The sequence below is a fragment of the Marinomonas polaris DSM 16579 genome (assembly GCF_900129155.1).
Taxonomy (GTDB): Bacteria; Pseudomonadota; Gammaproteobacteria; order Pseudomonadales; family Marinomonadaceae; genus Marinomonas; species Marinomonas polaris.
This window is the reverse complement of the sequence record NZ_FQVF01000008.1, coordinates 226089-247612: the sequence shown is the minus strand read 5'-3', so window position 1 is coordinate 247612 and position 21524 is coordinate 226089. Positions and strand designations below refer to the sequence as shown.

Sequence of the window (21524 nt, the reverse complement as noted above, 5' to 3'; positions counted from 1 at the left end):
GTCAGCAGGAGCAAGCTCCCCTGTTACCGCTCGACTTGCATGTGTTAAGCCTGCCGCCAGCGTTCAATCTGAGCCATGATCAAACTCTTCAGTTAAAAAGTTTGCTTACTCAAAATCTATTACACTAACAATAACTTAATCGACTCATCATCCCGAAGAACAACAAGCCAACATAAAGCGAATTGACGTGTTAGACGTTTCGCAAGACTTCAATTTTTTTGATCAACTACATCTCGGTAAAACCGGTCTGCGATGATCTTCTGAAGCCTCCAGCGAGCGCCCACACAAATTATCTGATTATCTATTTTAAAGAGCGTCTGATTCTGCGTTCAACTCTCTTACCTAAGTAAGTAGCAAACTCTTGTTTGCGTCGTTGTCCGTGTCAGTGGGTGCGTATAATACATCCACAAATTTTCTATGCAAGCTCTTTTTTTAAGTTTTCTTAAAAAGTTTCTTATAAACCGGAAGTGTGGGTATTTTCACTATTAATAAGGGCACTAAAAATACGGAAAAATAAACAGCCAGAGAAATATCATCTTTAACCTGCCACCATAAATGAGCAACAACACCAACAGCCGCAAGATACATTAAGCGATGAAGAGATTTCCACTTTTTCCCCAGCCTACGCATCATTGCCTTTGTGCTTGTTAACGCCAATATAGCCAAAATAACCAGAGCCAAAGTACCAACATAGATATAGGGCTTCTCAACCAAATCAGAACTTATCCAAGTCCAACTCAATCCCGCAAATAGAACTAAATAAATAACAAAGTGAAGTAATGCATAAAAGAAGGCCGTCAAGCCGATAAAACGACGATATCTATTAACAAACTTCAACGGCTTTAGTTTACTAATCAATGTCATTGCCATGACAGCAACCACAGAGACGGAAGCCCAAATACCACTTAATCTCATCAATAATTTGCCAGGATCTGGAAAATACTGCCCCATCAACAATGAGACAAACATCCAGATAAATGGCAAACAAAACAGGAAGAGGATATACGGCTTTTCTTTTCTATCCCAAAATGTCGTCACGCTAGTAGTTCCTTTTCAAATCCATACCACTGTATAGACTCGCAACTTCTTCTTCATAGCCATTAAAAATTTTAGTTTGAATGACATTTGGAAAGAGCACACCACCCGGCAATCGACGCTCTTGACCTTGAGACCAACGAGGATGATCTACATTAGGGTTCACATTAGCGTAAAAACCATATTCATTAGGAGCCAACATACTCCATGTGGTTTCTGGCATAGTTTCAACAAAGCGAATTTTCACAATAGATTTAATACTTTTAAAACCGTATTTCCAAGGCAGAACTAGCCTCACAGGCGCACCATTTTGATTGGGCAATATACTCCCGTACATACCAACAGCAAGAAATGCCAAAGGATTCATCGCTTCATCAATACGCAACCCTTCTCGATATGGCCAATCCAGCCCGCCACCACGTTGACCTGACATTTGCTTAGGGTCATACAGCGTTTCGAAGTAGACGTATTTTGCTTTTGATGTTGGTTCGAACCGTTTTAAAACTGTCGCAAGAGAAATTCCAACCCAAGGAATCACCATAGACCAAGCTTCTACACAACGAAGACGATAGATACGCTCCTCTAACATTGACTCTTTAATGATATCATCAAGGTCAAAAATTCCCGTTTTCCCAGCCTCACCCTCTACCGTTATAGTCCATGGCGTTGTTTTAAACTGAGAGGATCGATCTTTAGGGTCACTTTTACCATAACCAAACTCATAAAAATTATTGTAAGAAGTAGCTACATCGTAAGGAGAAATTTTATCGTCTTTGCCAAACGAAGTTTCAGCTATATTTCCAAAGGAGGGTTTCAGAGCAGAAGATGGCGATAGAGGATTTCCCTCTTGAAGAGCAGCAGTAACATTGCCAATACCACCGACACCAAGAGCAATCCCTCCTGTCACCTTCATGAATTGCCGACGATTCAAGTAAACGGATTTTTCAGTCACTTCTGATTCAGAGCAATCAGACGCTTTTTTATTCAAAATGAGCATAGCATGTCCCCTTCTATTATTAGAATTATTGACAAGGGGTCACACCACTAGTTCCAAAAAACACCCACATTAAAAAAGAATGCTTTTTTATGCCACATTTTCTAGCGAAATCGCTTAAACACAATTCCGAGTGGACCCCATAAACCATAAAGGCAAAAAACACTCATCAGCACCAAAGCAGGCTCTAGAGCGACTAATACCAAAACCAACACTGCAATAAGAAGCACAACAAATGGAACACGACCTTTCAAATTAAGATCTTTAAAACTGCGATATTTTACATTGCTAACCATCAATAAACCGGCGATAGGAACCAGTAACGCCATCAGCGTCGCCATGCTCTCCCCAGAAACACCTTTGTCATTGGCAGCCCAGATAACGCCAGCCACAAGAGCCGCCGCTGCAGGACTAGGTAACCCAGTAAAATAACGCTTCTCTTCAACACCAAGCATAGTATTAAATCTGGCTAAACGAAGTGCCGCTCCAACAGCATAGATAAATGCTGCAATCCAACCGATTTTACCAAGTGGGGCTAAAGACCAAGTAAATACAACAAGCGCAGGCGCAATACCAAAAGAGACCATATCAGCAAGGGAATCATACTCAGCGCCAAATGCACTTTGAGTATGAGTCAAACGAGCAACACGTCCATCTAGACCATCAAATATCATCGAAATAAATATCGCGACAGCAGCATGAGTAAAGTTTTCATTCATCGCAGCAATGATGGAATAAAACCCCGAAAAAAGTGCTGCCGTCGTAAACAAGTTGGGTAACAAATACACCCCCTTGTGAGGCTGCTTTTTTTCATCACCGACATCAACGTCTTCGATTTCATCAACCGGTGATTTTTTAATATCATCAATGGACATGTTACAAGCCTTCCTTCTTACAAGTTTTATACAAGCTTAGCAAAAGAACGCTTAGCTGCTTTTATTGTGTAATCGATATCTTCTTCTGTATGAGCTTGAGAGATAAATCCAGCCTCAAACGCAGCCGGAGCGAAATACACCCCCTCTTCCAACATGTAGTGAAAGAATGCTTTAAATTTACCCAAATCACACTTCTGCACATCCGCAAATGTCTTAACCGCTTCAGCTTCAGTGAAAAAGAAACCAAACATACCACCAACACTCACCACACAAAATGGTACGCCAGCATCATCTGCCGCTTTTTTCAATCCCGTCACAAGACGATCAGCTTTAGAACCTAAAGTCTGATGAAAGCCTTCTTCACTAATTTTGTTCAAAACTGCCAAGCCTGCAACCATAGCAACAGGATTACCAGACAAAGTGCCTGCTTGGTAAACAGGGCCTAACGGTGAAATACATTCCATGATGGCGCGTTTACCACCAAACGCACCTACAGGCATACCGGCGCCAATAACTTTACCCAGCGTTGTCAGATCAGGAACGATACCAAAGTGATCCTGCGCACCCCCAAGGGCAACGCGGAACCCTGTCATCACTTCATCAAAAATCAACACAGCGCCAGATTCATCACAAACTTTGCGCAAGGTTTCAAGGAACCCTTCAACTGGCAAAATGCAGTTCATGTTGCCAGCAACAGGTTCGACAATGATACAAGCGATTTGATCGCCGATTTCAGCAAAACAACGAGTCACTTCTTCAATATCGTTGTATTGCAGTGTAATAGTATGTTTTGCCAAATCTGCAGGCACACCAGGAGAATTAGGAACACCGAGAGTTAACGCACCAGAGCCCGCTTTAACAAGTAAAGAGTCCGAATGACCATGGTAACAGCCTTCAAACTTGACGATTTTATCGCGTCCGGTATAACCACGAGCCAAACGAATCGCACTCATAGTGGCTTCAGTACCCGAGTTCACCATGCGCACCATATCCATAGAAGGGACAAGTTCACAGACTTTTTCAGCCATGGTGATTTCAACTTCTGTTGGCGCACCAAAGCTCAAACCAAAATCAAGCTGTTTTTTAACTGCGTCTAACACATCAGGGTGCGAATGACCTAAAATCATCGGCCCCCAAGAACCAACATAATCTATATAACGCTTTTTATCTTCATCATAAACATAAGCCCCTTCCCCGCGTTGGAAAAAAATAGGCGTACCACCCACACCATTGAAAGCTCGTACTGGAGAATTAACACCTCCAGGAATACGGTGTTGGGCACGTGCGTATAGATCTTCTGAACGACTCATATTTATTCAAATCCCATAACTGATAATTTACAAAAGCAAGCAAACTTCCATACAAGAAGCATTACTACCCATAAAACTTTAATCAAGGACTAGCAGCAAAAGACATTCCTAAGGAATGTTAGCAACTAATCACTTTTTAACAAAAACTGATCGAGACGATGGCGAGAAACCAGACTAAAAGAAGAATCAGACACCGCCACTAGCACTTCTGGCATACCTGTTTTCTGAAACCAACCCAACATAGCTTCTAATGAAGAAGGCTCATCAATCACAGGAACAAGAGTTGACTCTAAGGCCAAAGATAAATCCATTTTCACTCTATCGCCCTCTGAAACAAGCCATAATTGAGGACCTTGCTCCAAGGTTTTCAACGCATCTAATACAGCAATTCTGCGAGCCAAGCGCCACTCATTTTCAATCTCGAAAACAACATAGTCTACCATACTTGACGCTAAATCCTTCACCTGCTCAATTGGAATAACTCTAGGAAGAAGCAAAACCTCCTCGGCTACCGGTTTAACCGTATGGTGTCGCAAATAACGCTGAAAAGGGCTAATAGTCGAAGACATCCCCATAAAACTTAATCTTTCGACAAATACAGATTCCTGATGAAAAAACACTCGCATCAACAAACAAGCAAACACAATAACAAACAATGCAGGAACAATAGCCTCAGAGGAATGGGTCATTTCTATAATAGCCACCAAAGCAGTTAATGGCGCCTGAAAACAGGCCGCCATCATAGCCGCCATTCCCAATAAAGCGAATAAAGCAACATCCGCTACGCTATTATCAAACACCAAAGCAACCTGAACACCAGCCAAACCGCCAATGATAAAAGTCGGCCCGATCATACCACCTGGAATTCCTAAGCCTATAGTGAAAGCAGTCAAGACTGTTTTAACTAAAATCAATAACAGCAGAGAATATAAAATCAAATCACCAGACAACAAGCGAGAGAGAGAGAGGTAACCGCTGCCTAATGATTCCGGCAAATAAATAGCCGCCAAAGACGTGGCTACTGCTACCAAGGAAAAACGCCACCAAACAGACATACCACTAAATCGCCAAAGACTCTTTTGCGTATGAAGAAACAAAGCAGACAGCAATACGATGAAAACGACTAAGACAAAACAAGCGATAAATAAGTCAGTTGAAAGCAGTACAGAAGAGATACTTTCGATACTAAATATATCTAAAGGCCCAATAACGTAATGACTTACTAAGGTGGCAATGACAGATGAGAGCAATACAGGCAAAACATAACGCTGTCGGTATTCCAGAAAAATCACTTCAAAGGCGAACAAAACACCCGCTAAAGGTGTTTGAAATACCGCCGAAATCGCCCCAGCAACACCACAGGCCAACAGGGTTTCGACGCCATACTGAGGCAATTTTGCTTTTTCAGCCAAGTAGCCGCCCAGTGTCGCACCAAGATGCACAGCAGGACCTTCCTTACCAATTGAAAGACCACCAGCTAAGCCTATTGCAGCTGAAAAAAACTGCACCACCGCGTTCCACACAGGCAAATTACCGTGATGATAATTTAGACGTTCAACTACATAAGGAACACCTACTTTATGTAATCGATTCGGCAATAAGGTAAAAACTAGAGCCAAAACATGACAGGCAACAAAGGAAAGCCCGACACGCCATTCAACAGCTAAGGATTCAAAAGAATCAAAATCAGCATCAATAAAGTATCGAGTAGGTAAGTAAATGACGGCATAAAAAAACGCCATCAAAAGCCCGCTTAGTAACCCACACAAGGCGCCAAGTACAGCTAAGACCAATAAGTCATCGTAAGACTTTGCCTTACTAGACCACCTTTCTCTTAAATTTAACCTTTTCAGAGCAGGACCTCACTTTTAACGCGGGCAGATTTTGTACATCATTCAATCAGTTATCAGATATATTCGCAATTACTCTGACAGGGTCACTAAAATGCTCTCACCAACGGTCCAAGCGATTTGATAAGCACATGTGTGTCACTATTTTATGAAGATTAGGCCAGCTATCCATATCACTACGAATTACATTTAAACGCGCCATAGAATTTGCTTGCACTAATAGCAACAAGTCCAAATCGCCACTAATAGAATGGGCAAGCTTTACTTCTGGGATGGCCTCAATGAGAGGTTGCACAAGATCGCAAGACAAAGGCCTAAAAGTTAAGGCTAAATAAGCAGTAACGCCGTCTTCTTTTGAAACCGAAGTATGCGCGTGATAGCCCGTAATGGTTCGATTATCTTCCATGCGTCGAATGCGCTCGGTCACCGCAGAGCGAGATAAATTAACTTGCCGACTAATGTCTGAAACAGAAAGCCGAGCATCGTCTACCAGTAAAGCTAATATTTTTTGATCATAATGATCGGCCACCCAAACCCCCTTTTATTATTAGTCATTCAACTTGACGGTCATTCCGGCAAAATGCGCCTTAATGGGGTCAACTTGTATAGCGTATTGCTAATATAAGTATTTTATCCTTAGCGACAACAAATAACAGCTACAGAATTTAACAAGTAAAGGCAAACAAATGACCCAATATCAAAAAACTCTTGGCCCTCTACAAGGCATAGCAATGACGGTGACTACCTTTATTGGTACTGGCCTGATGATATTACCAGCCATGTCTGTTGCTCAGGCAGGGTCCTTTGCTTTTTATGCTTGGTTAATTACCGCCACAATGATTATCCCAATTGCATTTATTTTTGCGTTACTTGGCTCCAAGTACCCTTCCGCTGGCGGAGCATCACACTATATTGGACGAGCGTTCGGGTCGCGTTATGAAAAAGCGGTTGGCTGGTTGTTTTTAAGTATTTTATTGGTTGGCCCTGCTGTTGCTATAAAAGTCGCAGCGGCGTATTTGACCATTATTTTTAAAACATCTGATGAATGGATTCTTGCCTTTAGTCTATTAACCCTTGCTGGCATGCTTTTCTTTGCCATTGTAGGTATGCAAACCTCAGCTAGGTTTCAAACCGGTATTGTCATCGTGATGATTGGCGCTATTTTGTGGCTTTGCTACATTGGTGATATTTTAGACAGTCGCCAAGTCATTGAAGCACCATTAACCACAGTTGAGTGGCAACAAACACTGTACGCCACAGGCGTTATATTCTGGTGTTTCTTAGGCATTGAAGTCATGGCCCATATGGGGGCTGAGTTCAAAAATCCCACTAGGGATTTCCCAATCGCATTACTGGGTGGCATCACCATAGTTATTCTTGCTTACCTAAGTTTAGTATTGCTCATTGCTTGGCATCACACTTACGGCGACGAAGTTACCAACAGCCAATCCTTAGCACTTTTGGTTAGTAAACTAATGGGCGAAACCAGCAGCCGATTCTTTGCTGTTGGGGCTTATATCATTGCCTTCGCCAACGTGGCAATTTATATCTTAGGCTTCTCCCGTATGGTGCAATCTATGGCACAGCAAGGTGCATTACCTAAAACCTTTATTGGACTTAATAAAAACGGCTCGCCTGAAAAAGCAGTATTACTGGTTGGTTTAATCACTCTATTTTCGATTGTATTTTCAGAGGTCTCAGGCTGGAAAATGTCATGGTTTATTGAAATGACCAACGGCAGTTTTTTGCTTATTTACACATTAACCTGTGTTGCTGCTTTCAAACTGGTCAATCGTGCTGCCCAACTATTGGCTATCGTTGCCTTAATAAGCTGTAGCTTGATGGTGTTTTTCATTGGTCAAAGCATGCTGTTTGCTATTATCGCTTTCTGCTTGGCTCTCAGTTATGAATATTTGCGATCGCCAAAAAGTCCGATCAAAGGTTCAAAACTTCATGTACAATAACGGCAATTGATATCACCATTTATAAAGCAGCGATGATTTCGTTGAGTTCAGTAGGAGAGATTTTATGCCATTATTAGACAGTTTTCGTGTCGACCACACTCGTATGGATGCACCAGCAGTACGTGTAGCTAAATCCATGTCCACACCTAAAGGTGATGACATCACAGTGTTTGATCTACGCTTCTGCGTGCCAAATGAAGAGATCCTTTCTGAAAAAGGTATCCATACGCTAGAACATTTGTTTGCTGGTTTCATGCGTGACCACCTAAACAGTAACAGCGTCGAAATCATCGACATTTCACCAATGGGTTGCCGTACTGGTTTTTACATGAGTTTGATCGGCACACCTTCAGAAGACACTGTTGCCGCTTCTTGGAAAGCTGCAATGGAAGACGTATTGAAAGTAAAAGCCAAATCCGATATTCCAGAGCTTAACGAATACCAGTGCGGCACTTACGAAATGCATTCTCTAGAAGAAGCACAAGAAATTGCTAAAATGATTCTAGACCGTGATGTAAAAGTGAACAGCAACGAAGAATTATACCTAAGCGAAGAGTTCTTGAAAGAACACAGCTAAGAAAAAGTTATTTAAGCTAGAACGCAAAAAGGTGACCTAGAGTCACCTTTTTTATTTGAGCTTAAAACTACGAACCTTTTAAGAACGTGTTGCCGTTGCTAAAAAAGCACTCGCTAAAACAAACACACTTCCCATGCCGCGATTGAGGTTTTTCATACCCTTAGGGCTTCGAATCAAACGGCGAATCTGCTTGCCACTCATTGCATAAACATAAGCCGCAATAAACTCCGTACAGCAAAAGGTTAATCCCATCCAGAAAAACTGCATAGGAACAGGCTGACTAAGATCCAATAACTGCGGAAAAATAGCAGTAAAAAGTAATACAGCTTTAGGATTGCCGATCGCTACTAAAAACTCTTGGCGCATTCTCGCAAGGTGTCCACGTTTCGCCTTGGTTCCCACTTCGCTTTCATGCTCCTCAAGCACCATAGCCGCACTGCGCCAGGTTTTGATGCCAACATAAAACAAATAAGCGACACCGAACCATTTGATAACACTAAACCAAAAGCTAGAAGAAACAATGATTGCTCCCAAGCCTAGCGCAGAGATTAACATCAAAATACTAAAAGCTAGATTTCGACCAACTACAGCAATAACCGCTTTAGTCGCGCCAACCTGAATGCCGTTGTGCATAGAGGTAAAATTATTTGGGCCAGGCCCTAAAGACAGCAACATCAACAACGGCGCAGTTGCTAACCAAACACTAAATGTCATAGCAATGAATTCTCTTAAGATTGAGCTAAAAACGGTCTAAATTAACAGCGAAAGTTAACCCTGAAATTTGGCGCAACTGTACAGCCAAATAATTCGTCTGTCAGCCTATTTTTTAACCTTTTAGGTGACACAAAAGTGAATACATTAAGATGCTTGAAAATCAATTAGTTGCCCTAGGTATTGCAAAAGAAAAACCTTAAATTTACTTTTTTATCCAAAGCCAAGCGCTCAAACAACCTTTTATTTCATCTGTGGAAACTCATCCTCACTCAGTAAAATAACCACTCCGTTACCAATAATTAGGGATTAGCTATGTCTATTGCACATATTTTTTTATGGGCCACCGCCGCCATTTGGGGCTTTGCCTTTGTCGCCCAAAGTGTTGGCATGGAAAGCCTTGGGCCACACAGTTTTAACGCTATGCGTTTTCTATTAGCGACATTGTCGCTGTTACCTTTATTGTTTATTTTTAAACCAAAGCAATCTCAAAATAATCGAAAACTTTGGTTAGGGGGACTCGCCGCAGGAAGCTGCTTGTTCTTGGGCTTTACATGCCAACAAATTGGTTTGCAATACACTACAGCAGGTAACGCAGGTTTCATCACTAGCATGTACATTGTGTTCGTGCCGATATTGGGACTTATACTCGGCCATAAAACCGAAAGACATACCTGGATTGGAGTTGGTCTAGCGCTAATTGGTCTTTACAGCCTGACCGTTGGGCCAAACCTGTCCATAAACAAAGGTGATGCGATAGAATTACTAGGCACTCTTTTTTGGACAGGACATGTGTTGCTGATAGGTTATTTATCTCGATATGTATCCGCTTTGCCACTTTCTATCGTTCAGTTCTTCGTAGCAATGATATTAGCGTCTATCACCGCTTTCACATTAGAAACACCAACGCTTGAAGGCATTAAAATGGCTTGGTGGCCGTTGGTCTATGCTGGCGTCGCCTCATCTGGTATTGCGTTTACATTACAAACGTTAGGACAAAAAAATATTTCACCTAGTATCAGTGCTCTTATTCTCTCATCTGAAGCGGTATTTGCCGTATTAGGCGGTTGGATATTTATGGAGGAAATCCTTTCAACTCGTGCTTTGGTTGGTTGTGGCTTCATTATGACAGGGATGATTATTAGCCAATGGCCACGCAAACCCGTCACAGCAAAAGTAGCATTAAACTAATCATCTTGAGCGATATTTAATGGCATGATGCGTTTGACTGGCGTTGTCATTATCATCATGGTGTTGGTATCGCTCAAATCAATTAGTCGTTCTAATAGCGCATCAAGCTTAGACATAGATTTCACTCCTACTTTGAGCACAAAAGCATAAGGCCCCGTTACGTTGTAGCATTCAATCACTTCATCTAAGCCCATAACGAGTGCTTTAAACTCACGCTCTTTAGTACGATAAACCTGACACTCAACCAAGGCAGTAATAGGTATCCCTGCTTTTTCTAAGTTGACTTGGACACTGTAGCCAGTAATCACGCCAGACTCTTCTAATTTGCGTACTCGCTCCGCGACCGCAGGTGCTGTGAGATGAACCAACTTGCCCAGTTCTGCATAGGTCAAACGACCATTCTGTTCCAACAATTTAAGCAATTTCCAATTCGTTTTATCCATTTAATCCTCGCTTAATACCCATCATTTACGCATAAAAAAGCCGCGGGCAAGCGCGGCTTTTTCAGTCTATCTACAAGACCACTACAAAAATAGCAGACGATTACAAAGACAGTGTCTTTTCACCACGAGCGATACCAGATACACCAGTTCGAACTACTTCAAGCAAGTGAGCACCGCCCAACGCTTGTAGGAATCCATCTAGTTTATCTGACTCGCCAACGATTTGAATCGTATAAATAGACGGCGTCATATCAACAATGTTGCCGCGGAAGATATCAACAGTACGTTTCACTTCAGCACGCTGAGCACCAGTTGCACGAACCTTAACCAGCATCAATTCACGTTCAATGTGCTGACCTTCAGTCAAGTCCACCAGCTTCACCACATCAATCAACTTATTAAGTTGTTTGGTGATCTGCTCTACAACCTGATCTGAACCAAATGTCGTCAATGTAAGACGAGACAAGGTTGGATCATCTGTTGCCGCTACGTTCAATGATTCGATGTTAAAGTTACGCTGAGAGAACAAACCAACTACTCGCGACAAAGCACCCGGCTCGTTTTCCATCAATACAGAAATAATATGTCGCATGTTAGGTACGCTCCGTCTTGCTCAAGAACATATCGCGCATAGAGCCGCGAGGCACTTGCATCGGATATACATGCTCTTCTGGATCCACGTAACAGTTAATGAAGACCAATTGATCTGTCATTGCAAACGCTTCTTCCATCTTGGCATCGAGTTCATCTTTAGTTCGAATTTCAACATACTTGTGACGGTAAGCGTCCATCAGTATTTTGAAATCAGGCAATGAATCCATGTAGGAATTTGAGTAACGACCCTCATAGTTCATGTCTTGCCACTGGCGAACCATGCCCAAATAGCCGTTGTTCAAACACAAAATCTTAACAGGCAAACCGTATTGCAAGCAGGTAGAAAGCTCTTGAATATTCATCTGAATACTGCCTTCACCCGTCACACAAACTACGGTTTCTTTAGGAAAATTCATCTTCACGCCCATTGCAGCAGGAAGACCAAATCCCATCGTGCCTAAACCGCCGGAGTTAACCCAACGATTTGGCTTATCAAATTTATAATACTGAGCAGCAAACATTTGGTGCTGACCTACGTCAGACGCCACATAAGCATCGCCTTTAGTGGCACGCCAGCAAGCTTCAATCGCGGCTTGAGGCTTAATTTTTTCGCTGCTAGTGTCATAACGACCACCATGTACCAAACGCCATTCATTGATTTGCTTCCACCAACCAACAAGCGCTTCAGTGTTTGAACTTTGACCTTCAACCAAAGACAGCATTTCTTCCAAAACCTGACTAACAGGGCCAACAATTGGCACATCTGAACGAATAGTTTTAGAAATAGCAGCAGGATCAATATCAATATGGATAATTTTTGCGCCAGGGCAAAACTTATCAGGATCATTCGTCACACGATCATCGAAGCGAGCGCCAACTGCTAAAATCACATCACTGTGATGCATTGTCATATTCGCTTCGTATGCACCGTGCATACCCAACATACCAACAAATTGCTTGTCTGTTCCTGGGTATCCGCCCAAGCCCATCAAAGTATTGGTAACAGGCACGTTCAAAGACTTAGCCAATTTGACTAGCAAATCAGATGCACCGCCCATAATAACGCCGCCACCTGCATAGATAACTGGGCGTTTAGCAGCTAACAACAAATCAACTGCTTTTTTAATCTGACCACTGTGGCCTTTGGTTGGCGGAGTATAAGAACGAATAGAAACAGATTCGGGGTATTTGTATTCGTACTTATCACCTGGCATGGTCATATCTTTTGGCACATCAATCACAACAGGGCCTGGACGACCTGTGCTGGCAATGTGATATGCTTTTTTCATGATCATAGGAATTTCAGAAGGATGCTTAACCGTAAAGCTATGCTTCACAATTGGACGTGACACACCAATCATATCGGTTTCTTGGAACGCATCTTCGCCGATCAGGTAGCTCATAACCTGACCACAAATAATGACCATGGGAATAGAGTCCATATAAGCCGTCGCAATACCTGTAACAGTATTGGTTGCACCTGGACCCGACGTTACGAGAACCGTACCAGCTTTGCCCGTGGCGCGTGCATAGCCATCAGCCATATGCGTTGCAGCTTGTTCATGCCTAACCAGAATATGCTTTACGTCAGACTGACGATGCAAAGCATCGTAAATATGAAGTGCGGCTCCACCTGGATAACCATAGATATATTCAACTCCCTCATCTTTGAGGAAGCGGGCGATCATTTCACCACCGGATAATAACTCCACCTTGTTACCCTCTATAGTATTTATCTGTCTTTTAATTTTAGTGCAGCTATTGTAACCGCATAAGACAAGCAGATTAAAGTTGATAGAACGAAGTTTGCTAAACTAACTGAGGCAACTTTTAAAAATAAGGAACATTTATATAAAAGTAAGAAACACTCAAACGCAATAAATCGCAGTTTTTACACTGCCCGCGTCTTTTCGCGAGGAGAAGTATAGGACAACAATATTGCGTCATTCTACACTTGTGCTTATCAGAACGAATCTGACTGAGATGAGCTAGTGGCCCATAAAAAGGAGTCATCGACAGGGTGTCGTCGAATTATATAGCGTTTCATTTTGTCTTTGCGCCTAAGATTTGTCAACACAAAGCGTATAAAAACTTGCTCTAACCTACGCTTCATGGTGTCATAGCGGCATAAATTGATTAGGAGTTTCACCATGGCTAATGAGCTTAACCAACAACGAGTTATTGATGAATTTTTGCGCTGTTTTCGTAAGATGCTTATGGATCCAGAACTCGCTGGAGAATTAGTCCGTATTGCTAAAGAAAATATCAACCAGCCAAATGCTTACCAACGTATTGCAGAAGAAGTGTCAAACCAAACAACGATTAAAATCCAAGAAGAACACACGGAAGCCGATCGTAAGTTCATCAAGCTATTGATGGATGTGGTTAAAGGTGACTCTCAGCTTTACTAATTTCTTGTTCTTCACGCTAGGCAGCTTTTCTAGCCTAGCGTCTAATGTTTCGGTACTCACTTGCTTCCTTCGTTTTTATCCAGCCCAGAAGAATTAAACCAACTTGTTGATGACATCAAATCATGGGCAGTTGAATTGGGGTTTGCCGAAGCTCGTATCGTTGAGCCTGATCTTGCGCAATACAAAGACGAATTTAACGAATGGCTTAATAACCAATACCATGCCGGTATGGATTATCTTGCCAATCATGGCGACATGCGTTTTTATCCCGAGCAGCTGCATCCGGGGACGCGCCGTGTTATTTCCCTTCGCATGCATTATCTTCCCCAATCGGTCGAAACAGTCGAAAGACTAAAAACCAAAGACAAAGCCTATATTGCACGTTATGCCTTGGGGCGAGATTATCATAAATTAATTCGTAAACGCCTTACTCAATTAGCCCAAAAAATAGAGCAAAAAGTCGGCGATCATGGCTATAGAGCTTTTGTCGATAGCGCGCCAATTCTGGAAAGACAAATTGCCGAACAAGCTGGTATGGGCTGGATTGGCAAAAATACTCTTTTGCTAACACCAAAGGCAGGCAGCTGGTTTTTGCTCGGTGAAATATTTACTAACTTGCCACTTCCTGTCGACAAACCTACTGAAACAAGACATTGCGGAAGCTGTACCGCCTGCCTAACTCAGTGTCCAACCGATGCTTTTGTGGAGCCTTGGGTGCTTGATGCAGGAAAGTGTATTTCTTATCTAACGATTGAGCACAAAGGTCCAATCCCAGAGGAACTGCGCAGTAAAATGGGCAACCGGATTTTTGGTTGTGACGATTGCCAGCTGGTTTGCCCTTGGACCAAATTTGCCAAATACACGCAAGAAGACGATTTCCAACCTAGACACAATTTGGATTCTGCCGATCTGATTGAGCTGTTTGAATGGGACGAAGCAACCTTTTTAAAAAATACCGAAGGCTCTCCTATTCGTCGAACTGGTTTTGAAAACTGGCGCCGTAATATCGCTGTCGCACTCGGCAATGCACCAAGTAATGAAGCAACTATTCAAACACTAGAAAATGCACTCTCGCACTCTTCTGAGTTAGTGAAAGAGCACATTGTCTGGGCATTAAAGCAACACAAGCCTTAACTCCTATTTGGAGTAACGCAACAAACCTTCCTGAGCGGTTGAAGCTACTAACGCCCCTTTCTGATTGAAAATTTGTCCGCGAACAAATCCTCTACCCGAATTAGCCGATGGAGAATCAGCCACATAAAGCAACCATTCATCCAATCTAAATGGACGGTGAAACCAGATAGCATGATCTAAGCTGGCAGCAGTAAGATAAGGGCTACCGATTGAAATGCCATGAGGCATCAAGGCTGTTTCAATAAAACCATAATCTGTCGTGTAAGCAAGCATGGATTGATGAATTAACGCGTCATCAGGCAGAGCTGACACACTACGAATCCACATATGGCGTTTCGCAATACCTGGACGAGGGCGAAATGGATTCTGATTTTCTACAATTCGATATTCAATAGGACGATCTGCGGTAAATAAATCCCGTACTTTAGACGGAATCTCATCAGCATGTTCTCGATAGAGTGATAATTCCGACTTAAATGACTCAGGTCCTGGGACATTAGGCATAGCATCTTGATGAGCTAAACCCTCTTCCTCGATATGAAAAGATACCGTCATCGCTAAAATACTTTTACCAAATTGCGAAGCAATTACCCGTCTAACACTAAAGCTTCTTCCATCACGAACCGTTTCTACCTCGTACTCAATAGGGTGAGATGAATCCCCAGGGCGTAAGAAGTAACAATGCAGAGAATGAGGGAATCGCCCTTCAACCGTCTGAGTTGCTGCACTCAAACCTTGACCAATAACTTGGCCACCAAATAGCTTAGGAAAACCAATATCCTGACTACGACCAATGAATTTAGTTGCTGACACACGCTCTAACTTTAATAAACCGATGAGATGATTAACGACTTGGTTCACCGTTATCCTCCTAATTGAATATAATTATTCATATTATGCCGCTTTTTCGGCTCCAGCCTGAACAAAAAAAACTCATAAAATACAAAAACACCAAGAATATTGTCGAAATCTTTTTTAGCACTTTGCTAAATAGGCATTTTTTTGCTTTGATGGACACCTAACTGATGGGGTAATTTTTTCTTGGTAACATCTGCTTTAATCGATCCATTTGGTCGAAAAATAGACTACTTACGCATTTCCGTCACCGACCGATGTGATTTTCGCTGTACCTATTGTATGGATGAAGATGTAACTTTTATGCCTAGAGACCATATATTGTCTTTAGAAGAAATTGTTCATGTGGCAAAAACCTTTATATCTATGGGCACCAAACGCATTAGAATTACAGGTGGCGAGCCTTTGGTGCGCAAAAATATTCTTTGGGCCATTGAGCAAATAGCCAACACTAAGGGATTAGAAGAACTCACCATTACCACCAATGGTTCACAACTTTATAAAATGGCACAAAGCTTACTCAACGCTGGCGTATCACGTATTAACATCAGCCTCGATACGCTAAAAGCAGATCGATTTTACGCCTTAACTCGCAGAGATAAATTTCAGCAAGTTGTCGACGGTATAGAAGCCGCCAGTAAGCTGCCATTTAAACGCTTAAAAATTAACAGCGTTATGCTCAAGAATCATAACGATGATGAGCTATTTGATCTTGCTCAATTTGCATTAGATCGCAAAATGGATATCAGTTTTATTGAAGAGATGCCGCTTGGCATTATTACTGACCATAATCGTGCAGCAACGTATTTATCTAGCGACAATGTCATCGATACGCTTAGCAAACAATATGAACTCACGCCGAGCTCATTAACCACCAGCGGCCCAACACGCTATTATCAGGTAGCAGGCTATGACCATAAAATCGGCGTTATTTCACCTCATAGCCACAATTTTTGCGATACCTGCAATCGTGTCAGGCTAACAGCCGAAGGTCGCTTATTACTCTGCCTAGGCAATGAACATTCAAAAGATTTAAAAACTGTGCTTCGCAATAACTCATATTGTTCCACTGAATTAGGCTCAAAAAACCATAATTCAACAGAACTAGAAAACGCGATTATTGAAGCACTAGCACTCAAACCTGAAAAACATCACTTTAATCTTGATGAAGCCCCTCAAATTCTACGCTTCATGAGCGCGACAGGAGGCTAAAAAAGGAATTCCCATGGCTAAAACACCAACACCTTTTCGTCCACTAAATATCAACGTCCTAACCGTTTCCGATACTCGATCTATTGCTGAAGACACATCAGGTGATGCACTCATTGAATTGCTGAGCAAAGCGGGTCACACGCTCAATGAAAGAAAATTAGTGAAAGACGACGTTTACCAAATGCGTGCCGTCGTATCCAACTGGATTGCTGACAAAGAAACCCACGTCGTTTTAATTACTGGCGGAACCGGCTTTTATTCACGCGACAGCACACCAGAAGCTATGACGCCCTTATTTGATAAAACCATTGAAGGCTTTGGTGAACTATTTAGACAAATCTCTTATACAGAAATTGGTACATCGACTATTCAATCACGCGCCATTGCTGGATTGGCCAACCAAACACTGGTGTTCTGTTTACCTGGTTCCACCGGCGCTTGTAAAACCGCATGGAATGGCATTTTAGAAGAACAGCTTAACGCTTCTCACAGGCCATGTAATTTTGTCAGCATGCTGATTGGCCCGAATGCAACAAACCAGCACGAGGCATAACTTACATGTCTACTTTATTTGCCTTTGAAGACGCTCTAGAAGAAATTAAGCACAATGCTAACGTTCGTGTAGAACAACAAACACTTACTCTTACAAACGCGGTAGGACGAATCCTTGCTATAGACGTTGTCGCAGGAATATCCGTTCCCACCCATGACAACAGTGCAATGGATGGCTACGCCCTAGCCTGCGCAGATTGGTACGCTGGAAAACATTTTAATGTGAGCCAACGAATTGCGGCCGGCCGACATCCAGAGCCTTTGATCCCTGGAACCTGTGCTCGTATTTTCACCGGCGCAAATATCCCAGCTGGTGCAGATACCGTGGTCATGCAGGAAAATGCTCAACCTGTGGGTGATAAGGTCGTTTTCGATGAACAACCAAGTCTCGCGGACAATGTTCGTCCTCAAGGACAAGACATGCAGTTAGGCCAAACAGTCATCAAAGCAGGCGTAAAAATCACGCCAATACATATTGGCCTTTTGTCTAGCCTTGGTATCTCGGAGGTTAACGTCTACAAGCAATTGAATGTTGGCATACTCACAACAGGTGATGAACTTATTCCAACGGGTACAAGTCTAAAAGCAGGGCAAATCTATAATTCAAACGGCCCAATGTTGAGCGCTCTTGTTACTCAAGCTGGCCATAATGTGAGCCTTTGCATTCACGCAGCAGATACCTTAGAAGACACGAAAGCCGCACTAAAAACCTTGATGCAATCCTGCGATGTTATTCTGTCGTCAGGAGGTGTTTCTGTCGGCGAAGAAGACCATGTGAAAGGAGCATTAGAAAAATTAGGGAAAGTGCATTTATGGAAGATAGCCATAAAGCCAGGTAAACCCCTTGTTCATGCAACACTTCAGGGCATCCCTTTTCTTGGCTTGCCAGGAAATCCAAGCTCAACCTTGGTAACCTATCATTGGTTCGCACGTCTTTTGCTGTCTATTTGTTCCGGTCAAATTGCCGAGTTGCCCCAATCTTATCTTGTAGACGCAGGCTTCAACCGTAACAAAACAATCCAACGAGATGAGTTTTTAAGGGTGTCGGTTGGAAAGGATGGTCTAGCCTATGCGCATCCACAACAAAGCTCTGGCGCATTGTTAGCTGCTTCTGAAAGCCAAGGCTATTTGCATGTCAAAGCAAACACTCAAGTAGAATATGGCCACTCTTATCCTTTTTATCCTTTCTCTGCCTTCTAACTTTCCTCTTTCTTCATAACTCACCTAGACTAAGAGAGTAGCGTTCTGAAAAATCGGAATGCTGTTCTCTTAATTTGAAAAAAACTAAAACCATTAGCACTAACAAAAGGCGAAGAAAATGAGAGACGTAGAATGGGAAACATCCCTATATGAACATCAGCACGCGATGATCAAGCGACTCGATGCTTTTAGGAAAGGTGCGAAAGCCATCGAATATTCGAAAGACGAAACAATGGTGATCGAACATTCCTTTCAACTACTTGTCGCCTCCATGCTGGACCTTGCTCGCTATGTTTTAAAACATCACTACAAAACCGAGATATCCTCACGCAAAGAAGTGTTAAACGCGCTTATTGTGAATAAAGATGTCACTTATGAACAAGCAGAACAAATTAGGTCGCTAATCATTTTAAGAGACAAAATTCTCCACAACTACCTTGACGAAAATTTTGCAGACTTGGAAGAAGCCATGACTCTTAGGCGCTACAGCTTAGTGGAAGTATTAACAAAAGAATGGATAACTCGCTTATCAAGCCCTTCTTGATAAGCATAAAACATTTAGATTAAACCGAGGCGTCGAGAAAAGCCTGTCGTAATAACCCACGAAACCAGACATGAGCAGCGTCATGTTGGAAACGTTCATGCCAAATCATCGAATAATCAAATTCGCGTGAAGCAAAAGGCAGCTCGTGTACGACTATTTCAGATACGGTTGCCGCCATATCTTCAGCAAAGAGTTTTGGAACCGTCAGTAATAAATCACTGTCCATCACCACTCTTGCTGCTGGTACGAAATTAGGCAAATGCACCGCAACATGACGCTTATGACCCATTTTTTCCAGCTCTCGATCAACCGCGAAATACTCTCGACGGCCTAACACAACTTGTACATGGCTTGCCTGTAAATAACTTTCTAAGGTTAATTTGTCTTGAATACCTGGATGATCTTTACGGGCCAAGCACACCATACAGTCACTCTTCAAACGCATAGCCCGGATACCTGTAGGCGGCTCTTTAGACAATACAGCAACCGCCACATCAATATTCGTTTGATCTAATTCGGCCACCATATCCTCATTCCAAGATTTTACATCCAAGATAGCATCCGGCGCTTTTTGTCGAAATTGATCAAGAATTTTAGGCAAAACCGTTAATGTACCGAAGTCTGTAGTCGATAAAATAAACCGTCGCTTACTACTTTGAGGGGTAAATTCACGAGGCTGAATAAGACTTTCAAGCCCCTTTAACGTATCCGCTAAAAGTAACGCTAAGTCTTGAGTTTTAGCAGTGGCTGATAAACCATGGGAGGTGCGAATAAACAGAGGATCATCGAACACATCGCGTAATCGCGATAATGAGCGACTAACAGCAGGCTGAGAAACATTAAGTCGCGTTGCTGCTTTCGTGACATTAAGTTCTTCAATCAAAACTTGAAAAACATACAGTAAATTCAAATCTATATCAGACAAACGTATTTCTGACAAAACAACACCCCAACCAAGCTTGTTATCATTATAATTAGGAATCATAACAAGCTTTTAGAAGTGACAATAGCAGTCTCTATCACAAGCACAAAAAATTACGTTAATATCTAAACAAACATAAATTTCAACGCTTGATAATAAACTACTAAGCAGACAACTCGCGAATTTGTGCAGATGTCATACCCAGCAAATACAAAATACCATCTAAACCAAGGTTATTCATCGGACATGGTGCCTGCTCTCTGACTAAAGGCTTGGCATGCAAAGCTACACCTAAAGCAGCATGATTTAGCATCAATAAATCATTCGCACCATCGCCACAAGCAATAGTCTGTTGCCAATCAACATTTTGTGTCGTAACAATATTCGTCAACAAAAGCTTCTTACGCTCACCATCAACAATATCGCCTAAATGCTTGCCAGTTAATTCATTATTTTTAATTTCTAACACATTGGCATGCACTTCAGTCATACCATATTCAGCTTGGACTCGGTCGGCAAAATAGGTAAAGCCGCCAGATAAAATCGCCGTATGCCAGCCATAATGATGCAACACCTTCATCAAGGTTGAAATGCCATCCATATGCTGAATTCTGTTATAAACCCCATCCATAACCTCGCTACTCAAACCTTTTAGCAGAGCTAATCGCTGCACGAAACTTTCAACAAAATCGATTTCACCGCGCATGGCACTCGCAGTCACGGCGGAGATTTGCTCACCGATTCCAGCTTCGACTGCCAATTCATCCATTACTTCAGCTTTGATAAGCGTAGAATCCATGTCAAATACAGCAACGCCCGGTGTTTTAATATCTAACATTGACGACTGATAAATATGATCGATACCAGTATCATTAGATAAACGTAAAAGCTCAGTACGAATAGATACGCGATCAAGTAGGCTATCATCAACCATAACTTGCGCCACAGAAATAGCATCTTGAGCATCTGACAACAGACGAATTGCTCCTTGTAAACCACGTGCCTCTAACCAAGCGTTAAATTTATCAAGATATTCAGGGTTCAAAGAACCAATAAGAGTAATACTGGCAGACATAAACGCTCCTAATTCAATAAGACGCCTACTATAGCAAATCGTTTTCTTTTCGCTAAGCACCTGTTCTACTTTAAA

22 protein-coding genes and 1 rRNA gene are annotated in these 21524 nt (G+C 42.2%); 9 read left to right on the top strand and 14 right to left on the bottom strand.

Annotation, left to right across the window (positions count from 1 at the left end; genetic code table 11):
- From BUA59_RS10690 to BUA59_RS10660, 7 genes are all read right to left on the bottom strand, one after another.
- Positions 1-95: ribosomal RNA gene (locus tag BUA59_RS10690) — 16S ribosomal RNA — on the bottom strand; the annotation flags it as partial.
- 337 nt (positions 96-432) lie between these two features.
- Positions 433-1038, bottom strand: a complete 606-nt coding sequence (locus tag BUA59_RS10685; protein ID WP_072839687.1) for a protein-methionine-sulfoxide reductase heme-binding subunit MsrQ — start codon at positions 1036-1038, stop codon at positions 433-435.
- A gap of 1 nt (position 1039) precedes the next feature.
- Positions 1040-2032, bottom strand: a complete 993-nt coding sequence (gene msrP / locus BUA59_RS10680; protein ID WP_072839686.1) for a protein-methionine-sulfoxide reductase catalytic subunit MsrP — start codon at positions 2030-2032, stop codon at positions 1040-1042.
- 101 nt (positions 2033-2133) lie between these two features.
- Entirely contained in the window at positions 2134-2904 is a 771-nt protein-coding gene (gene pssA, locus BUA59_RS10675; protein WP_072839685.1) for a CDP-diacylglycerol--serine O-phosphatidyltransferase, read from the bottom strand.
- A 26-nt stretch (positions 2905-2930) separates the two neighbouring features.
- On the bottom strand, positions 2931-4214 hold the full coding sequence (gene hemL / locus BUA59_RS10670) for a glutamate-1-semialdehyde 2,1-aminomutase (RefSeq protein ID WP_072839684.1): 1284 nt from the start codon (positions 4212-4214) through the stop codon (positions 2931-2933).
- Positions 4215-4339: 125 nt separating this feature from the next.
- Positions 4340-5956: a chloride channel protein gene (locus tag BUA59_RS10665; protein ID WP_245813128.1), complete on the bottom strand. Its 1617-nt coding sequence runs from the start codon at positions 5954-5956 to the stop codon at positions 4340-4342.
- A gap of 208 nt (positions 5957-6164) precedes the next feature.
- Complete coding sequence (locus BUA59_RS10660; RefSeq protein WP_072839682.1) at positions 6165-6593, bottom strand: Lrp/AsnC family transcriptional regulator; 429 nt, start codon at positions 6591-6593, stop codon at positions 6165-6167.
- 157 nt (positions 6594-6750) lie between these two features.
- On the opposite strand from BUA59_RS10660, the gene yjeH reads away from it, so the two are divergent.
- Together yjeH and luxS are read left to right on the top strand one after the other, a co-directional pair.
- Complete coding sequence (yjeH, locus tag BUA59_RS10655) at positions 6751-8028, top strand: L-methionine/branched-chain amino acid transporter (protein ID WP_072839681.1); 1278 nt, start codon at positions 6751-6753, stop codon at positions 8026-8028.
- Between the two features lie 64 nt (positions 8029-8092).
- Positions 8093-8605 (top strand): S-ribosylhomocysteine lyase, encoded by a 513-nt coding sequence (luxS, locus tag BUA59_RS10650; protein ID WP_072839680.1) that lies wholly within the window; start codon positions 8093-8095, stop codon positions 8603-8605.
- Between the two features lie 78 nt (positions 8606-8683).
- Here the strand turns inward: luxS and BUA59_RS10645 are convergent, their stop codons facing one another.
- Positions 8684-9319: a LysE family translocator gene (locus BUA59_RS10645; protein WP_072839679.1), complete on the bottom strand. Its 636-nt coding sequence runs from the start codon at positions 9317-9319 to the stop codon at positions 8684-8686.
- A gap of 312 nt (positions 9320-9631) precedes the next feature.
- Between BUA59_RS10645 and BUA59_RS10640 the strand changes: the two genes are divergently transcribed.
- Complete coding sequence (locus BUA59_RS10640) at positions 9632-10507, top strand: DMT family transporter (RefSeq protein WP_072839678.1); 876 nt, start codon at positions 9632-9634, stop codon at positions 10505-10507.
- Here the strand turns inward: BUA59_RS10640 and BUA59_RS10635 are convergent.
- The 3 genes from BUA59_RS10635 to BUA59_RS10625 all read right to left on the bottom strand — a co-directional run bounded on the left by BUA59_RS10635 (position 10504) and on the right by BUA59_RS10625 (position 13256).
- Positions 10504-10950, bottom strand: coding sequence for an Lrp/AsnC family transcriptional regulator (locus BUA59_RS10635; protein WP_072839677.1), 447 nt, complete (start codon positions 10948-10950; stop codon positions 10504-10506). The two genes, BUA59_RS10640 and BUA59_RS10635, sit on opposite strands and share 4 nt — an antisense overlap.
- 100 nt (positions 10951-11050) lie before the next feature.
- On the bottom strand, positions 11051-11542 hold the full coding sequence (ilvN, locus tag BUA59_RS10630; RefSeq protein WP_012069034.1) for an acetolactate synthase small subunit: 492 nt from the start codon (positions 11540-11542) through the stop codon (positions 11051-11053).
- Position 11543: 1 nt separating this feature from the next.
- Complete coding sequence (locus BUA59_RS10625) at positions 11544-13256, bottom strand: acetolactate synthase 3 large subunit (protein WP_072839676.1); 1713 nt, start codon at positions 13254-13256, stop codon at positions 11544-11546.
- Positions 13257-13694: 438 nt separating this feature from the next.
- On the opposite strand from BUA59_RS10625, the gene BUA59_RS10620 reads away from it, so the two are divergent.
- Both BUA59_RS10620 and queG read left to right on the top strand, forming a co-directional pair.
- A complete protein-coding gene (locus BUA59_RS10620; protein ID WP_012069032.1) occupies positions 13695-13955 on the top strand; it encodes a hypothetical protein in 261 nt (86 codons plus the stop codon).
- 60 nt (positions 13956-14015) lie between these two features.
- Positions 14016-15089, top strand: a complete 1074-nt coding sequence (gene queG / locus BUA59_RS10615) for a tRNA epoxyqueuosine(34) reductase QueG (protein ID WP_072839675.1) — start codon at positions 14016-14018, stop codon at positions 15087-15089.
- Between the two features lie 3 nt (positions 15090-15092).
- Here queG and BUA59_RS10610 read toward each other — a convergent pair whose 3' ends face one another.
- A complete protein-coding gene (locus BUA59_RS10610; RefSeq protein ID WP_072839674.1) occupies positions 15093-15950 on the bottom strand; it encodes an acyl-CoA thioesterase in 858 nt (285 codons plus the stop codon).
- Positions 15951-16130: 180 nt separating this feature from the next.
- On the opposite strand from BUA59_RS10610, the gene moaA reads away from it, so the two are divergent.
- From moaA to BUA59_RS10590, 4 genes are all read left to right on the top strand, one after another.
- Positions 16131-17156 (top strand): GTP 3',8-cyclase MoaA, encoded by a 1026-nt coding sequence (gene moaA / locus BUA59_RS10605; RefSeq protein ID WP_072839673.1) that lies wholly within the window; start codon positions 16131-16133, stop codon positions 17154-17156.
- Positions 17157-17169: 13 nt separating this feature from the next.
- The gene (gene moaB / locus BUA59_RS10600; RefSeq protein ID WP_072839672.1) at positions 17170-17709 is read left to right on the top strand and encodes a molybdenum cofactor biosynthesis protein B; all 540 of its coding nucleotides are present in this window, start codon (positions 17170-17172) and stop codon (positions 17707-17709) included.
- A gap of 5 nt (positions 17710-17714) precedes the next feature.
- Positions 17715-18908: a molybdopterin molybdotransferase MoeA gene (locus BUA59_RS10595; protein WP_072839671.1), complete on the top strand. Its 1194-nt coding sequence runs from the start codon at positions 17715-17717 to the stop codon at positions 18906-18908.
- Positions 18909-19026: 118 nt separating this feature from the next.
- The gene (locus BUA59_RS10590) at positions 19027-19452 is read left to right on the top strand and encodes a HepT-like ribonuclease domain-containing protein (RefSeq protein WP_072839670.1); all 426 of its coding nucleotides are present in this window, start codon (positions 19027-19029) and stop codon (positions 19450-19452) included.
- A gap of 19 nt (positions 19453-19471) precedes the next feature.
- Here the strand turns inward: BUA59_RS10590 and BUA59_RS10585 are convergent, their stop codons facing one another.
- Both BUA59_RS10585 and serB read right to left on the bottom strand, forming a co-directional pair.
- Positions 19472-20437, bottom strand: coding sequence for a LysR family transcriptional regulator (locus tag BUA59_RS10585; RefSeq protein WP_084122340.1), 966 nt, complete (start codon positions 20435-20437; stop codon positions 19472-19474).
- 100 nt (positions 20438-20537) lie between these two features.
- Positions 20538-21449, bottom strand: coding sequence for a phosphoserine phosphatase SerB (serB, locus tag BUA59_RS10580; protein ID WP_072839669.1), 912 nt, complete (start codon positions 21447-21449; stop codon positions 20538-20540).
- Positions 21450-21524: the final 75 nt, after the last annotated feature.

Bases quoted from the DNA above. Each gene is read 5' to 3' on its own strand.
- msrP (WP_072839686.1), bottom strand. From the start codon at position 2,032: ATGCTCATTTTGAATAAAAAAGCGTCTGATTGCTCTGAATCAGAAGTG.
- pssA (WP_072839685.1), bottom strand. From the start codon at position 2,904: ATGTCCATTGATGATATTAAAAAATCACCGGTTGATGAAATCGAAGAC.
- hemL (WP_072839684.1), bottom strand. From the start codon at position 4,214: ATGAGTCGTTCAGAAGATCTATACGCACGTGCCCAACACCGTATTCCT.
- BUA59_RS10665 (WP_245813128.1), bottom strand. From the start codon at position 5,956: ATGGCGTTTTTTTATGCCGTCATTTACTTACCTACTCGATACTTTATT.
- yjeH (WP_072839681.1), top strand. From the start codon at position 6,751: ATGACCCAATATCAAAAAACTCTTGGCCCTCTACAAGGCATAGCAATG.
- luxS (WP_072839680.1), top strand. From the start codon at position 8,093: ATGCCATTATTAGACAGTTTTCGTGTCGACCACACTCGTATGGATGCA.
- BUA59_RS10645 (WP_072839679.1), bottom strand. From the start codon at position 9,319: ATGACATTTAGTGTTTGGTTAGCAACTGCGCCGTTGTTGATGTTGCTG.
- BUA59_RS10640 (WP_072839678.1), top strand. From the start codon at position 9,632: ATGTCTATTGCACATATTTTTTTATGGGCCACCGCCGCCATTTGGGGC.
- BUA59_RS10635 (WP_072839677.1), bottom strand. From the start codon at position 10,950: ATGGATAAAACGAATTGGAAATTGCTTAAATTGTTGGAACAGAATGGT.
- ilvN (WP_012069034.1), bottom strand. From the start codon at position 11,542: ATGCGACATATTATTTCTGTATTGATGGAAAACGAGCCGGGTGCTTTG.
- BUA59_RS10620 (WP_012069032.1), top strand. From the start codon at position 13,695: ATGGCTAATGAGCTTAACCAACAACGAGTTATTGATGAATTTTTGCGC.
- moaB (WP_072839672.1), top strand. From the start codon at position 17,170: ATGGCTAAAACACCAACACCTTTTCGTCCACTAAATATCAACGTCCTA.
- BUA59_RS10595 (WP_072839671.1), top strand. From the start codon at position 17,715: ATGTCTACTTTATTTGCCTTTGAAGACGCTCTAGAAGAAATTAAGCAC.
- BUA59_RS10590 (WP_072839670.1), top strand. From the start codon at position 19,027: ATGAGAGACGTAGAATGGGAAACATCCCTATATGAACATCAGCACGCG.
- BUA59_RS10585 (WP_084122340.1), bottom strand. From the start codon at position 20,437: ATGATTCCTAATTATAATGATAACAAGCTTGGTTGGGGTGTTGTTTTG.
- serB (WP_072839669.1), bottom strand. From the start codon at position 21,449: ATGTCTGCCAGTATTACTCTTATTGGTTCTTTGAACCCTGAATATCTT.